The organism is Thalassospira sp. GO-4 (assembly GCF_023588965.1).
In the GTDB taxonomy this organism is placed as follows: Bacteria; Pseudomonadota; Alphaproteobacteria; order Rhodospirillales; family Thalassospiraceae; genus Thalassospira; species Thalassospira povalilytica.
This window is the reverse complement of the sequence record NZ_CP097807.1, coordinates 3900611-3913597: the sequence shown is the minus strand read 5'-3', so window position 1 is coordinate 3913597 and position 12987 is coordinate 3900611. Positions and strand designations below refer to the sequence as shown.

Genomic DNA, 12987 nt, shown 5'->3' with positions numbered 1-12987 from the left:
GACCCCATAAGGGTCCCCTAACCCCGTCGGAGGATTGCCATGCGCGCCGCCTATTTCACCGAATATCAGGGTCCGATCGAAGTCCAGAAACTTGACGATCCGACCCCGACCAATGGCGGGGTCGTGATCAGAGTTGGCGCAACCGGCCTGTGCCGCAGTGACTGGCATGGCTGGATGGGTCATGATTCCGATGTGCAATTGCCCCATGTTCCGGGCCATGAATTTGCCGGAACCGTGGTTGCAGTCGGCAAGGATATCAAACGCTGGCAGGAAGGCGATCGGGTCACCGTCCCGTTTGTATCGGGCTGTGGTCATTGCCCGGAATGCAACAGTGGCAATCATCAGGTCTGTGACCATCAATTCCAGCCGGGCTTTACCCATTGGGGCAGTTTTGCCGAATTTGTCGCCATTGACTATGCCGACACCAATCTGGTGCGCCTGCCCGATGAAATGGACTTCGCAACTGCGGCCAGTCTTGGCTGTCGCTTTGCCACCAGCTTCCGTGGCGTGATCGATCAGGGCAAGGTCAGTGCCGGTCAGATCGTCGCGGTGCATGGTGCTGGTGGTGTGGGTCTGTCGGCAATCATGATTGCCGCCGCCGCCGGGGCCTATGTGGTGGCAGTTGATATTGACGATGCCAAGCTTGAATTTGCCAAGGAACTTGGCGCCAATGCGGTTCTCAATGCCGCGGCAATTGATGATATCCCGACCGCGATCAAGGACATCACGCGCGGCGGTGCGCATGTCTCGGTCGATGCGCTTGGCAGTGCGGTGACCTGCTTTAACTCTGTCGCGTCCCTGCGCAAACGCGGCAAGCATATCCAGATCGGCCTGATGACCGGCGACCACGCCCATGCCAAAGTTCCGATGGACCGGGTCGTTGCCCATGAACTTGAAATTCTGGGCAGCCACGGCATGCAGGCATTCCGTTATGATGCCATGGTCGACATGATCATGACCGGCAAACTGGCCCCGCAAAAACTGATCGGCGATCGCGTCACCCTGGCCGAAGGCGCCACTGCGCTGATGAATATGGATCACTTCGCCGGAACCGGCGTCACTGTCATTGACCGGTTCTGATCGATGCTGGCGGGTATTGCGTTTCTTCCCAAACAACCGATTGACGATATCCTTGCCGATATCGCAGCGGGCTATGATGCCAACCGCATCGCCGGTTATGTGCAAAAACGGCGCAAGGACCGGGACTGCGGCACATTGGTTTATGTCCGTAATCTGCGCAGCGGCGATGAAATGCCGATCACCAAGAACCGTGGCGCCATGGCAAAGGGCTGCAAGCTTGATGGTGATGCCCTGTCATCCCTGTCCGAGCAGCTTGAACGCGATGTCGAAACCGATTGTGATCTGTTGATTGTCGCGCGCTTTGGCCGCAGCGAAGCCGACGGGCGCGGTTTGCGCGATGTGATTTCACGCGCGCTTGAACTTGGCGTGCCGGTGCTGGTCGGGGTGCGCGGTGAATATGCCGATGCCTGGGCCGACTTCCATGGCGGCATTGCCGAAAGTCTCGACCTTGATCGACAGGCAATCTTGGACTGGCTGAACCATCAGACAAGCCTGCTGCAAGACGCGTGATGACTGGCTGCTGATCGCTGACCGGCAATGGAAAAATCGGCAAATCGGTAAATCGGCATGACGGCCGGATATCACGCTGGCAAATCAGCCCGGTTGCCCGAACCAGTCCGCACTTGCGTGCACCTTATCCGGTCTGAAGGGTTGTGCGTTCACGGACCAGAACCCGGGCGGCAAACCGTTCGAACCATTCCCCGAATGCCTGATCATATTTGATCCGTCCGGCGCGTTGTTCATCGGGTCCCTGACCATTGGGGCGGTCGGTTTTATCACCACCATTGGCAAGCCAGCGTTCATGGGTTTCATCATCAACTTCGGGATGGAACTGAATGCCCCAGATGCGTTCATCAATGTGATAGGCCTGATGGGGAAATGTCGGCCCGGTCGCCACAAGCTCCGCCCCCTCGGGCAATCCGAACCCTTCGCTGTGCCAGTGATAGACCATCATCTCGTCGGGGAAAAGATCACGCCCGGCATCGGTTGCCTGCACCGGGTAATATCCGATCTCGGTCAAGCCTTCGGGATGGGGTTCCACATCCGCCCCGAGATGGCGCGCCATCATCTGTGCGCCAAGACAAATGCCCAGATACAGAACGTCACTTTCGACGACCTTGGGCAGGAATTCCATGATTGCCTGCACATTGCCAAGATCATCGTCATTGGCACTCATCGGGCCGCCAAACACCACAACAAGATGATAGCCCGACAGGTCATCGGGCAAGGCATCGCCTTCGCCGGGACGGCGAATATCGAACTCGTAACCATATTTGCGCAAAACCGTTCCCAACCGCCCCGGCTGTCCGGTGGCCGAATTGAAAATCAGCAAAATGCGATCATTGGTACTCAGTTCGTTCATCGGGTCCTCATCATGGTGCGGAACTGGGTTCATTAAATCTGCTTCACGCCCTCTTTGACAAGCCCCCTGCCGTCAAAAACGCTGTTCCCCAAAGGAAAAGCCGCCGCACATTGTGCGACGGCCCTTGAATTCGATCCGAAATCCGGACGGCTTAGACGTTGAATTTAAAGTGGAAGATATCGCCATCCTTGACGATATAGGTCTTGCCTTCCTGGCGCAGCTTGCCGTTATCGCGCGCACCGGCTTCGCCGTTAAATTCGATGAAATCGTCATAGGCGATGGTTTCGGCCTTGATAAAGCCGCGCTCGAAATCGGTGTGGATGACACCGGCAGCATTGGGTGCAGTGGCCCCTTCATGCACGGTCCATGCGCGGGCTTCTTTCGGACCAACCGTAAAGAAGGTCAAAAGTTTCAAAAGTTTGTAGCCTTCGCGAATGACACGGGCCAGACCGGTTTCTTCAAGACCAAGACCTTCAAGGAACTCTTTCTTGTCTTCGGCACTTTCAAGCAGGGCCACTTCCGATTCAATGGCCGCAGAAATCACCACCGAACGCGCACCCTGGGCAGCGGCCATTTCGGCAACCTTGGCCGAAAGTTCGTTGCCTTCTGCCGCACTGTCTTCATCAACGTTGCAGGCATAAAGGATCGGCTTGCTGGTCAGAAGTTGCAGCATACGGAATGCTTTTTCTTCGTCCTCGCCATTGATTTCAACCACGCGGGCCGGCTGGCCATCGCGCAGCACCACAAGCGCGCGCTCGATCAGATCAAGCGCCAGCTTGGCATCCTTGTCATTGGAACGGGCTTTTTTCTGCAAGGCCGGAACGCGCTTTTCAAGGCTTTCCATATCGGCCAGCATCAGCTCGGTCTCGATGGTTTCGGCATCACGTACCGGGTCAACCGATCCGTCAACATGGGTGATGTCGCCATCTTCAAAGCACCGCAGAACATGCACAATCGCATCGGTTTCGCGAATATTGGCAAGGAACTGGTTGCCAAGACCTTCGCCCTTGGACGCGCCACGGACCAGACCGGCAATATCAACGAATTCAAGCTGGGTCGGAATGATATTTGCCGATTTTGCAATCGCGGCAATCTTGTCCAGACGATCATCAGGAACACTGACACGACCGGTATTCGGCTCGATGGTGCAGAACGGGAAGTTTGCTGCCTCGGCAGCTGCCGTCTGGGTCAGGGCGTTAAAAAGGGTCGATTTGCCAACGTTGGGCAGACCAACAATACCGCATTTGAATCCCATCTTCGGGCTCCGTCACTTGAATTTCTGTTCATCAGGATCGGCCCGGGCAGCCCCCGGCCGAAAGACTATTTCTTTTTGCCAAATGCCTTGGCAAGGGCTTCGGCCATGGCCGAAGCAGCATTGCTGACCGGTGTGTCCGCACGTTCAACGCGGACTTTTGCCGCACCGGACAAATCATCCAATCCGTCGCCGTCGCGCGTTTGCAAACCGGCATCCGCATCGCCATCCTTTTTGGCCGGTTTGGCATCCGGCTTGTCCTTTTTCGGTGCCTTTGGCTTGGGCGGGTTCACAATGGCCGAGACCTTGCTCATAAAGCCACCGTCATCACCCTTGACCAGCCGCCCGAATTCGGCGGCAACACCGTCCAGAAGCGTCATCAGCCAGCCATCCTGCTCGGCCTTGGAGAAATCCCCAAGAACATGACCATGCACACGGGATTTATCCCCGGGATGACCAATGCCAAGACGAACGCGGCGATATTCCTTGCCACAATGGGCGTCAATGGATCGCAAACCGTTATGCCCGCCATGTCCGCCGCCGCGTTTGACGCGCAATTTGCCCGGTGGCAAATCCAGCTCATCATGAAGAACAATAACGTTTTCGACCGGAATTTTATAAAAGCGCAGCACTTCGCCAACGCTTTGCCCCGACAGGTTCATGAAGGTTTCCGGTTTCAGAACCAGAACTTTCTGACCGTTCAATTCACCTTCGGAAATCTGGCCCTGAAACTTTTTGCGCCAGGGACCAAAAGAATAGCGGCGGACGAGTTCGTCCGCCGCCATGAAGCCAATGTTGTGGCGATTGGCGGCATATCCCGATCCCGGGTTTCCCAATCCAACCACCAAAAACATCGTAAGACCTCGATCTTATTCTTCGGTTGCTTCTTCTTCGTCTTCGTCTGATTCGGCATTTTCTTCCGATTTCAGAGCGGACGGAGCAGCAACAGTCGCAACGGTGAAGTCACGGTCGGTGATCGCAAGCTCGACACCTTTCGGCAGGGTAATTGCCGAAATGTGGATCGAGTCACCAACTTCAACGCCAGAAAGGTCGAAGACCAGCTCTTCCGGAATTGCATTCGGAGCGCAGATGACTTCAACATCGTGACGAACAACGTTAAGAACACCACCTTTTTTGATGCCCGGGGATTTCTCTTCGTTTTCGAAGCGAACCGGAACTTCAACGTGGATGGTCTGGCCTTTTGCAAAGCGCAGAAGGTCAACGTGCATGATTTCGTCGGTAACTTTGTCGAACTGAACGTCGCGCGGCAGAACTTCGTATTTCTCTTTGCCGACTTCAACAGTCAGAACATGAGAATAGAAGCCCGGCTTATGCAGAAGTTTCCAAAGCGGACGCGGGTCAATCTGGAACAGAACAGGTTCCTGTTTTGCACCATAAATAACACCAGGGACCATACCGGCACGACGCACGGCACGGGCGGCCCCCTTTCCGGCCCGTTCACGGATTTCCGCAGAGATAACAGTATTTGCCATCGGAAAATCTCCTTGAACTAGTAAAATATTGTCTTCGCAGGTTGGTGAAAATCACCGCTGAAAGCCCACGAAAACAAGCGCGGTGGCCTCCAGGGGTGCCACCGCGGCGAGGGCCTTATACCCTCAATCGAAAAGAACGGAAACAGATTTTTCTTCCGAGATACGGCGAATGGCTTCTGCCATCAGCGGCGCAATCGGAAGCTGTCGGATTTTTGCGCAATCACGCACCGCATCCGAAGCCCGGATGGAATCGGTGGTAACGACTTCGGTCATCGGCGAATTGGCAATACGTTCAACCGCCGGGCCCGACAGGACACCGTGGGAAACATATGCCGCAACCGACGATGCGCCGCGCTCTTTAAGGGCACCGGCTGCATTGCAAAGGGTACCGGCCGAATCAACGATATCGTCAACCAGGATGCAGGCCGCATCCTTGACGTCACCGATGACGTGCATCACTTCGGAAACGCCGGCCTGCGGGCGACGTTTGTCAATGATCGCAAGTTCGGCATCAAGGCGTTTTGCAACGGAACGCGCACGGGCAACACCGCCGACATCCGGGCTGACGATGACCAGTTTCTGGCCTTCGAACTTGTTGCGGATGTCGCTGGTCAGAACCGGCGATGCAAACAGGTTATCAAGCGGAATGTCGAAGAAGCCCTGGATCTGACCGGCGTGGAGGTCCATGGTCAGAACGCGGTCTGCACCGGCAACCGTGATCAGGTTGGCAACAAGCTTTGCCGAAATCGGGGTACGGGGACCCGATTTACGATCCTGACGGGCATAGCCGAAATACGGAATGACAGCCGTGATGCGACGTGCAGACCCACGACGCAGCGCGTCGAGTATCACCAGAAGTTCCATCAGGTTGTCGTTTGCGGGGAAAGAGGTGCTCTGAATGACAAAAACGTCCTCACCGCGGACGTTTTCCTGAATTTCACACCAGATTTCCTCATCGGAGAAACGCTTAACATCTGCACGGGTAAGCGGCAGATTCAGATGGTCAGCAATTGCCTCAGCCAACGGGCGGTTACTGTTACCAGCGAGGATCTTCATAGCGGGGCCTCGGTTAATGGGTGCCGGGAAAGCGAAAAAACAAATTCTATTGCGAATCCGGGTCGGTGCATTCTGCCGGGATGGTTCCCTGCTTGCCTTGTCGCCCAAAAGCCCGGAAACCGGGGAAACCCCGCCCGGATAGACGACATGTTCACGACACTCAAAGACCATATATAGGCAAACCCGCACCTTGGCAGATCGCGGCGGCTTTATAACCAGCCGTTAACAGTCTGTAAATGGGCCCAGTGACAAATCACGACAAGGCAGTCATGCATCAGGCGATCATCCCGGCCCGTCTCCCGGTTCCTGCCCGGTTCTTGCCCGGTTCTCAAACTGCCCTATCGCGACGAAAGTGTCTTTTTATCTGCGCGCAATTGCAATTGCTTGCGCGTGGCAATCTGCCCCAGAACCCCTTCAAGGGTTTCGACCGCGGCCTGTGCCGCAAGTGACGCCACCGCCCCCCAGTATTTGTCAAGACTGCCATGGGGCACGACATTGTTCTGGTTCATCTGGCCAAGCTCACTGCCATCGGGTTCCATGATCACCCATTCGATCGAAACCTTGTCGACCGGCGGTTTCTGACCGTTTTCAATCGGGCTGACATCAATGGTCGCAGACAGAATGACACTGTGTTCGCCGATATCCTTGTTATCAACAAGAATGCCCTTTGACTGCAACAAGGCCCCGGCGGACCGCGCAAGGGCGGTGTTCCCGTCACCCGGCGCACCGGCAAAATCGATCAGGGCAATCTTCATGAAGGGTGCCGCCTTGAAGGCCGACCGGTCGCCGGTAATCATAAAGGCAATCTGATCGGCGGACTCGGCCACCAGCCCGTCATAGGTCTTGTGGATCGGGTTTTCCTTGATGCCGTCAAGCTCGCGCACTTTCTCGGCAAACTCCTTGGGCAGGGCAAGATTGCTTTCTTCCGGGCCGTTCGGACTGTCGGCAAACCATTGTTCGGCAGACAATTCACCCTGGGCACGCGCGGTATCGATCGCAAGCCCGTCCGGGCGCATCAAAACCCATGTCACATCAAGCTTCGCCCCGTCTTCGACCAGATTGGCCACCACATTGGGACGCAGGATATAATCCCCGCCAATCAGACTGTCGCTATAGGCCGGAATATCCCGATTGCGAAGGGCACGCGCCATCGCCCGTGCCAGATGTGCCGATGCCCCGTCCGGCAAATCATCCCCTGCCTCGACCCGAACCGTTCCGGCATCGCGCAATTCCAGAAGCGACGGATCACCTTCGCGTCCCGCCCCCTCGAACGGGCGGGGCAAATCACCACACGCCGCCAGCGGCGCCAACATCAACATGCAAAGAACAAGGGAACGGAGGATCGATTTCATAACGTCACTTATATATTCACATCAAAACGCAACCGACCATGGTCGCGATGATCATAAAGAAAAACAGCATAATCATATGCGGCATGACGTATCCCCCCGGGCCGTTTGCGGCCCTACGCCTCGGTTAACATGATTGCGGAAAGTTGCCGGCCATAATCGGGCTCCTTGCGAAGCGTGGTCCGGCGATAACTGTAAAACAAGTCTTCTTCAGCCAGGGTATCGCGCGCCACCAGTTCGACCGATGCAATACCGGTCGCAATGGTCCGGCGGCGTACATATTCGGGCAGATCGAACATGAAATGCCCGTCGCGCACCGATGGATCAAACAAATCATCACTGCCTTCCGGGCCGCCCAGAATGGTCTCGCGAAACGCGCCATCCACCTCATAGGATTTGCGCGCAATGCACGGGCCAACAGCGGCGGTGATATTTTCGCGCTTCGCACCGAGCTTTTCCATCGCCGCAACCGTGCTGGCCGAAATGCCGCCATATGATCCGCGCCATCCGGAATGGCACGCGCCAATCACCCCTGCAACCGGATCATGAAACAGAACCGGCGTGCAATCGGCGGTCAGAATTCCCAGCATGATGCCCGGCCGGTCTGTCACCATCGCATCGGCCTTGGGGGCCTCGTCACGTGAAAGCGGCCGATCAAGAACCGCAACATCGGTGCCATGGACCTGATACACCGTCGTCAGGTTTTGCGCATCCGTTGCAAAGGCCGATGCCGCGCGTGCCCGGTTTTCGGCCACCCGGTTCTTGTCATCATCTGACCCGAACCTGACATTCAGCCCGCCATGGATGCCATCACTGACCCCGCCCTTGCGGCTCAGGAACCCGTGGCGCACCCCGTCGTTCCCCGAAAGACGTTCGGCTTCAAACCAGATCAGACCGTTTGACGAACGTTCAATACCGACAGTGATCGGATGGGTCATGGTTTGCGGGCTCCAAGGTTTGAATGGTCGGTATTTATCCTGCGACACCGCTGACGCAAGGTGGCGGCGTGGTCTCGCGACCATACCCGATCAGAACTTTAAAAAGCGTTCCCATCTGATCGGCATCAACAAGTCGTGCCAGCGCCTGGTCAATCGCAACCGCCTGCTGGTCATCGGCACCGGTTTTCAAAAGCTCGGCACGCTGTTCAATGCCCAGCATCCTAAGAAACGTCCCCTGGGTCAGAACCGCACCGGTTCGTGCCCCGGCTTCGTTCATCGCCCGTGCGATGGCGGCAAAATCCACATGCGCCGTCAGATCGGCATCCCCCGGATCACGCAGGACCGGATGATATTCATGCCCCTTTAACGCTTGCAACGTATCGCCAAATGCGCTGCTTGGATGACCGTAATCAATAAACAGCGCCGCCCCGTGGGTTTCATTCAGACGGCGCGCGACCTGATCGGCGATGGCAATTGCCGGCGCGCAGCTTTCAAAGATGTCACCCTTTTTTGCAGACCCGCGCAAGGTCGCGGGGATCAGCGCATCGGTCACCGGTGTTTCACGCCCGCGTACAAATCCCAGTTCACCACTGTCGGCATCAACACCGACAAGCCGCTCTGCCCAGCCATGATCGCCGCGTTCGAACTGGCGGATCGGCAATGCATCAAAGAATTCATTGCCGATGATGATGGCCGGAACATCCGCACGGACCGGAATATCGTCAAACGCTTCATGCCATGTTGCCGGTATCCCTGATGCCATGATGGCGGTTTGCTGATGGGTACGCAAAACCGGGCTGGTTTCGACAAACCGCACGGTCAGCGCATCACCAAACCCCGGCACATTGCGCACCGCCCGCAGGGCATCGGCCATCAAGGTGCCACGCCCCGGCCCCAGTTCGATCAGATCAATCTTGGGCGGACAGCCCATCTGTTGCCAGCTTACCGCCGCCCACAGCCCGATCAGTTCGCCAAACATCTGGCTGACTTCGGGCGCGGTGATAAAGTCACCGGCCCGCCCGAACGGGTCCTGCTTGCGGTAGTATCCATATTCCGGATGGGCCAGGGCCTCATTCATGAAATCGGCAATGCTGATCGGCCCGGAAAGCGCGATCCGGCGTTTGATATGATCAAGAAGTGGCGACGGGGTTTCAGGCACCTGGCTCACGCGGCTTCTGCCTCTTTGGGATGCTGGCGGGTTTCAATCGGGGCTGATTTCATCGCATAGACAATACATCCGACACCAACCAGAACCATCGGAACCGACAGAAGCTGCCCCATGGTTGCCCCGCCGGCAAGGAAGCCAAGCTGCGCATCGGGCTGACGGAAGAATTCGACAATGATCCGCGAAATGCCATAGCCGGCAACAAACGTTCCGCCCAGAATACCCGGGCGATGGCGTACAAAAGCACTGCGCGACAGAACAAACAGCACAACAAACAGGATCAACCCTTCAAGGGCTGCTTCATAAAGCTGGCTGGGATGGCGCGGCTCGGGTCCGCCATTGGGGAACACAATCCCCCAGGCCACATCGGTTGTGCGTCCGAACAGCTCGCCATTGATGAAATTGGCAATCCGGCCAAAGAACAAACCTATCGGGGTTGCCACCGCGGCGGCATCCAGCACGGCAAGGATCGAAATCCCGCGTTTGCGCGCAAACAGGATGATGGCAACAATCACCCCCATAAAGCCGCCATGGAATGCCATGCCGCCCTGCCAGACCTTCAGGATATTGGCCGGGTTCTCAAGATAATAATCCAGATTGTAAAACAGGATATAGCCCAACCGGCCGCCAAGAATCACACCAAGCGTTGCCCAGAACAGCAAATCATCCACATCGCGTTTGCTCATGATGTTAGGCGTCTTGGTGCAGTAATAAACCACATATTTCCACCCCAGCAGCAACCCGGCAATATAGGCCAGCGCATACCAGCGAATGGCAATCGGGCCGATGGAAATCGCAATCGGGTCTATCGCCGGAAAGGCAAGGCTGAGCATCGGGAAAACTCCGGTTGGCAATCAGTTGTCAAAATGGATGATGTTCGTGTCCCAAAGGATATGGGCAGCATCATGGCAAACCGGCTGACGATATCGTGCGATTTGGCCCTTGCTGCGACACATCCGGCAATTACCGGAACGGGTCCTCGGTCGCGAGATAATCCTGGATATAAAGACGCACCCCTTCTTCAAGCGATGTCATCTCGGCGGCGTAACCGGCCTTGCGCAGCTTGGCCATGTTGGCTTCGGTGAAATACTGGTACTTGTCGCGGATGGCTTCAGGGGTCGGGATGTAATTGATCACCGGCTCCTTGCCCATGGCGCTAAACACCGCCAATGCCAGATCCTTGAAGCTGCGCGCCTTGCCGGTCCCGATATTGAACAGATCGCTGACTTCCGGATTGTCATACAGCCACATGATGATATTGACGACATCCCCGACCCAGACAAAGTCGCGCAACTGCCCGCCATCCTCGTAATCCGGGTGGTGGGATTTGAAAAGTGTGGCCGTTTCACCGGCTGACAGCTTGTCAAACATCTGCGAGACGACCGACCGCATGCCGCCCTTATGGTACTCATTCGGGCCATAAACGTTAAAGAATTTAAGCCCCGCCCACTGTTTGGGGCGGAAACCGTTCTGATCAAGAATGCGACGGAACCGGCGGTCGGTCGCATGTTTCGACCAGCCATAGGCATTAAGCGGTGCCAGCTTTGCCAGATCGTCGGCATCAAAGCTGTCATCGAACCCCTGTTTGCCATCGCCATAGGTCGCGGCAGAGGATGCATAGATCAGGCGTGCCGAATGACGCGAACACCATTCCCAAAGCCAGGTCGTCAGTTTCAGGTTGTTGTTCAGGATCTTGTCGGCATCGGTTTCCGTGGTCGCGGATATCGCGCCCATGTGGAAAATGGCCTCGACATCCCCGGAATGCTTTTCAAGAAATGCCGGCAAATCATCGGGATGAACAATGTCGCGCAGATTGCGTTTGGCGATGTTTTTCCATTTGATACCGTCGCGCAGACGATCGACGACAACAATTTCGGTTTCACCGCGTTCTTCAAGGGCAGCAACAATATTGGAACCGATAAAACCGGCACCACCGGTGACGATAAGCATTGCATTCTCCTGGCGGGCTCAGCCCATTAATCAAATTTTCTGGTCACTTTATAGGACCGCCCCTGATCTGGAGCAAGAAAAGCCACTTAAAATCACGATATCGTCAAACTGATAACAAAACCTGCTGCGACTGATCGGATGATCGGCTTGCCCTGTCAGGCCAAACACCCATATTATGCGCAACACTTTGATCCAAAAGCCGGAGACCACAACAATGCAGATCAACAACCGCATTCTCGACGACCTTACCCGTGTGACCAATTCTGCACTGGGCACCATGACCGGCGTCAAAGGCGAAGTTGATGCCCTTGTCCGTCAGCAGTTTGAAAAAATCCTGATGGGCATGGATATGGTCACCCGCGAAGAATTCGACGTTGTTCACGACGTTGCCATCAAGGCCGCCGAACGCATCGATGCGCTTGAAGCCCGCATTGCCGATCTTGAAAAGCGCCTTGAAACTGCGGAATCCGCCGCGGCACCGGCCAGCAAACCGGCGGCAAAACGCACCGCATCAAAATCAGCTGCAAAAAAAGACTCCTAAGCGCGGTTTAATCCCCACATAAAGGGATGCAGACCGTCTTATCAGGATCGTGGAAAGGTCGATCAGACCGATAAAACGGATCAGGGTTGACCCCATTTCCGAAATTCATTGCTGTCCTGCGTCGCGGGACGGTTGAAAGACGGCGGGCACCGGCATATAGTGCGCGCCCTTTCGCACATGCTGATACAGGCTGGGTATATATGAACGACCAAATGGAGGATATTGGCGACCTTGGCGACGAAAATCCGTTGCTTCTTGTCGAAGATATCGCCCGCACGAACCAATGGCATCTGGAACGACGCAGCTCAGACGAGGTGGTGGTCGAAATTCCGGCCCACTGGTGTACCTATCTGGTCTATTTCACCTGGCGCGACGATGCCGAAGCACTGCATATTGCCTGCTGCTTTGATCTGTTTGTGCCAGAACCGCTGCGTCCGCGCATGTATGAACTGGTGACCAAATGCAATGAACAGCTCTGGATCGGGCATTTCGGATTGTGGCTCGAAGAAAACATGCCGCTGTTCCGTCATACCCTGCTGTTTGGTGGCGATGTCCCGCCGATGGTCGAACAGTTCGAAGAACTGATCGATATCGCGATTTCGGAATGCGAACGCTTCTTCCCGGCCTTCAACTTCGTGCTTGGACAAGGCAAGTCACCTGACGAAGCCCTGACCCATGCCATGCTTGAACCGGCCGGACAGGCATAAACCGCCTTTGGCATATGTGCGGCCCTGCCCTTTTTGATCAAAGCCGGGCCGCAACAGACTGCCTCTCCTCAAACCGCCAATCTCTTTGCAACC

At 56.0% G+C, this 12987-nt stretch carries 14 protein-coding genes; 4 read left to right on the top strand and 10 right to left on the bottom strand.

The window, feature by feature from the left end; all coding sequences use genetic code 11:
* The first annotated feature begins 39 nt into the window (after positions 1 to 39).
* Positions 40 to 1080, top strand: coding sequence for a zinc-dependent alcohol dehydrogenase family protein (locus M9H61_RS17950; RefSeq protein WP_068518863.1), 1041 nt, complete (start codon positions 40 to 42; stop codon positions 1078 to 1080).
* 3 nt (positions 1081 to 1083) lie between these two features.
* A complete protein-coding gene (locus M9H61_RS17945) occupies positions 1084 to 1590 on the top strand; it encodes a DUF2478 domain-containing protein (RefSeq protein ID WP_068518864.1) in 507 nt (168 codons plus the stop codon).
* A 124-nt stretch (positions 1591 to 1714) separates the two neighbouring features.
* Here M9H61_RS17945 and M9H61_RS17940 read toward each other — a convergent pair whose 3' ends face one another.
* From M9H61_RS17940 to rfaD, 10 genes are all read right to left on the bottom strand, one after another.
* Positions 1715 to 2443 carry a GMP synthase gene (locus M9H61_RS17940; RefSeq protein ID WP_250282078.1) on the bottom strand — a complete coding sequence of 243 codons (729 nt, stop codon included), beginning with the start codon at positions 2441 to 2443 and terminating at the stop codon, positions 1715 to 1717.
* A gap of 151 nt (positions 2444 to 2594) precedes the next feature.
* The gene (gene ychF, locus M9H61_RS17935) at positions 2595 to 3698 is read right to left on the bottom strand and encodes a redox-regulated ATPase YchF (protein ID WP_068518865.1); all 1104 of its coding nucleotides are present in this window, start codon (positions 3696 to 3698) and stop codon (positions 2595 to 2597) included.
* A gap of 65 nt (positions 3699 to 3763) precedes the next feature.
* A complete protein-coding gene (gene pth, locus M9H61_RS17930; RefSeq protein WP_228196217.1) occupies positions 3764 to 4549 on the bottom strand; it encodes an aminoacyl-tRNA hydrolase in 786 nt (261 codons plus the stop codon).
* Positions 4550 to 4564: 15 nt separating this feature from the next.
* Positions 4565 to 5188 (bottom strand): 50S ribosomal protein L25/general stress protein Ctc, encoded by a 624-nt coding sequence (locus M9H61_RS17925; RefSeq protein WP_068518867.1) that lies wholly within the window; start codon positions 5186 to 5188, stop codon positions 4565 to 4567.
* A gap of 123 nt (positions 5189 to 5311) precedes the next feature.
* On the bottom strand, positions 5312 to 6244 hold the full coding sequence (locus M9H61_RS17920; protein ID WP_068518868.1) for a ribose-phosphate pyrophosphokinase: 933 nt from the start codon (positions 6242 to 6244) through the stop codon (positions 5312 to 5314).
* 338 nt (positions 6245 to 6582) lie between these two features.
* On the bottom strand, positions 6583 to 7596 hold the full coding sequence (locus tag M9H61_RS17915; RefSeq protein WP_250282075.1) for a hypothetical protein: 1014 nt from the start codon (positions 7594 to 7596) through the stop codon (positions 6583 to 6585).
* A gap of 113 nt (positions 7597 to 7709) precedes the next feature.
* Entirely contained in the window at positions 7710 to 8531 is an 822-nt protein-coding gene (gene pgeF, locus M9H61_RS17910; RefSeq protein WP_250282073.1) for a peptidoglycan editing factor PgeF, read from the bottom strand.
* 34 nt (positions 8532 to 8565) lie between these two features.
* Entirely contained in the window at positions 8566 to 9699 is a 1134-nt protein-coding gene (locus M9H61_RS17905; RefSeq protein ID WP_250282071.1) for a class I SAM-dependent methyltransferase, read from the bottom strand.
* Positions 9696 to 10529, bottom strand: coding sequence for a prolipoprotein diacylglyceryl transferase (gene lgt, locus M9H61_RS17900; protein WP_068518870.1), 834 nt, complete (start codon positions 10527 to 10529; stop codon positions 9696 to 9698). The genes M9H61_RS17905 and lgt overlap by 4 nt, the downstream gene beginning before the upstream one ends.
* 130 nt (positions 10530 to 10659) lie before the next feature.
* The gene (gene rfaD, locus M9H61_RS17895) at positions 10660 to 11646 is read right to left on the bottom strand and encodes an ADP-glyceromanno-heptose 6-epimerase (RefSeq protein WP_068518871.1); all 987 of its coding nucleotides are present in this window, start codon (positions 11644 to 11646) and stop codon (positions 10660 to 10662) included.
* A 214-nt stretch (positions 11647 to 11860) separates the two neighbouring features.
* Between rfaD and M9H61_RS17890 the strand changes: the two genes are divergently transcribed.
* On the top strand, positions 11861 to 12187 hold the full coding sequence (locus M9H61_RS17890; RefSeq protein WP_068518872.1) for an accessory factor UbiK family protein: 327 nt from the start codon (positions 11861 to 11863) through the stop codon (positions 12185 to 12187).
* 200 nt (positions 12188 to 12387) lie between these two features.
* Positions 12388 to 12894, top strand: a complete 507-nt coding sequence (locus tag M9H61_RS17885) for a YbjN domain-containing protein (RefSeq protein ID WP_170310086.1) — start codon at positions 12388 to 12390, stop codon at positions 12892 to 12894.
* Positions 12895 to 12987: the final 93 nt, after the last annotated feature.

Coding starts and splice junctions, on each gene's coding strand:
- pgeF (WP_250282073.1), bottom strand. CDS start 8,531: ATGACCCATCCGATCACTGTCGGTATTGAACGTTCGTCAAACGGTCTG.
- pth (WP_228196217.1), bottom strand. CDS start 4,549: ATGTTTTTGGTGGTTGGATTGGGAAACCCGGGATCGGGATATGCCGCC.
- M9H61_RS17915 (WP_250282075.1), bottom strand. CDS start 7,596: ATGAAATCGATCCTCCGTTCCCTTGTTCTTTGCATGTTGATGTTGGCG.
- M9H61_RS17945 (WP_068518864.1), top strand. CDS start 1,084: ATGCTGGCGGGTATTGCGTTTCTTCCCAAACAACCGATTGACGATATC.
- rfaD (WP_068518871.1), bottom strand. CDS start 11,646: ATGCTTATCGTCACCGGTGGTGCCGGTTTTATCGGTTCCAATATTGTT.
- ychF (WP_068518865.1), bottom strand. CDS start 3,698: ATGGGATTCAAATGCGGTATTGTTGGTCTGCCCAACGTTGGCAAATCG.
- M9H61_RS17950 (WP_068518863.1), top strand. CDS start 40: ATGCGCGCCGCCTATTTCACCGAATATCAGGGTCCGATCGAAGTCCAG.
- M9H61_RS17885 (WP_170310086.1), top strand. CDS start 12,388: ATGAACGACCAAATGGAGGATATTGGCGACCTTGGCGACGAAAATCCG.
- M9H61_RS17940 (WP_250282078.1), bottom strand. CDS start 2,443: ATGAACGAACTGAGTACCAATGATCGCATTTTGCTGATTTTCAATTCG.
- lgt (WP_068518870.1), bottom strand. CDS start 10,529: ATGCTCAGCCTTGCCTTTCCGGCGATAGACCCGATTGCGATTTCCATC.
- M9H61_RS17925 (WP_068518867.1), bottom strand. CDS start 5,188: ATGGCAAATACTGTTATCTCTGCGGAAATCCGTGAACGGGCCGGAAAG.
- M9H61_RS17920 (WP_068518868.1), bottom strand. CDS start 6,244: ATGAAGATCCTCGCTGGTAACAGTAACCGCCCGTTGGCTGAGGCAATT.
- M9H61_RS17890 (WP_068518872.1), top strand. CDS start 11,861: ATGCAGATCAACAACCGCATTCTCGACGACCTTACCCGTGTGACCAAT.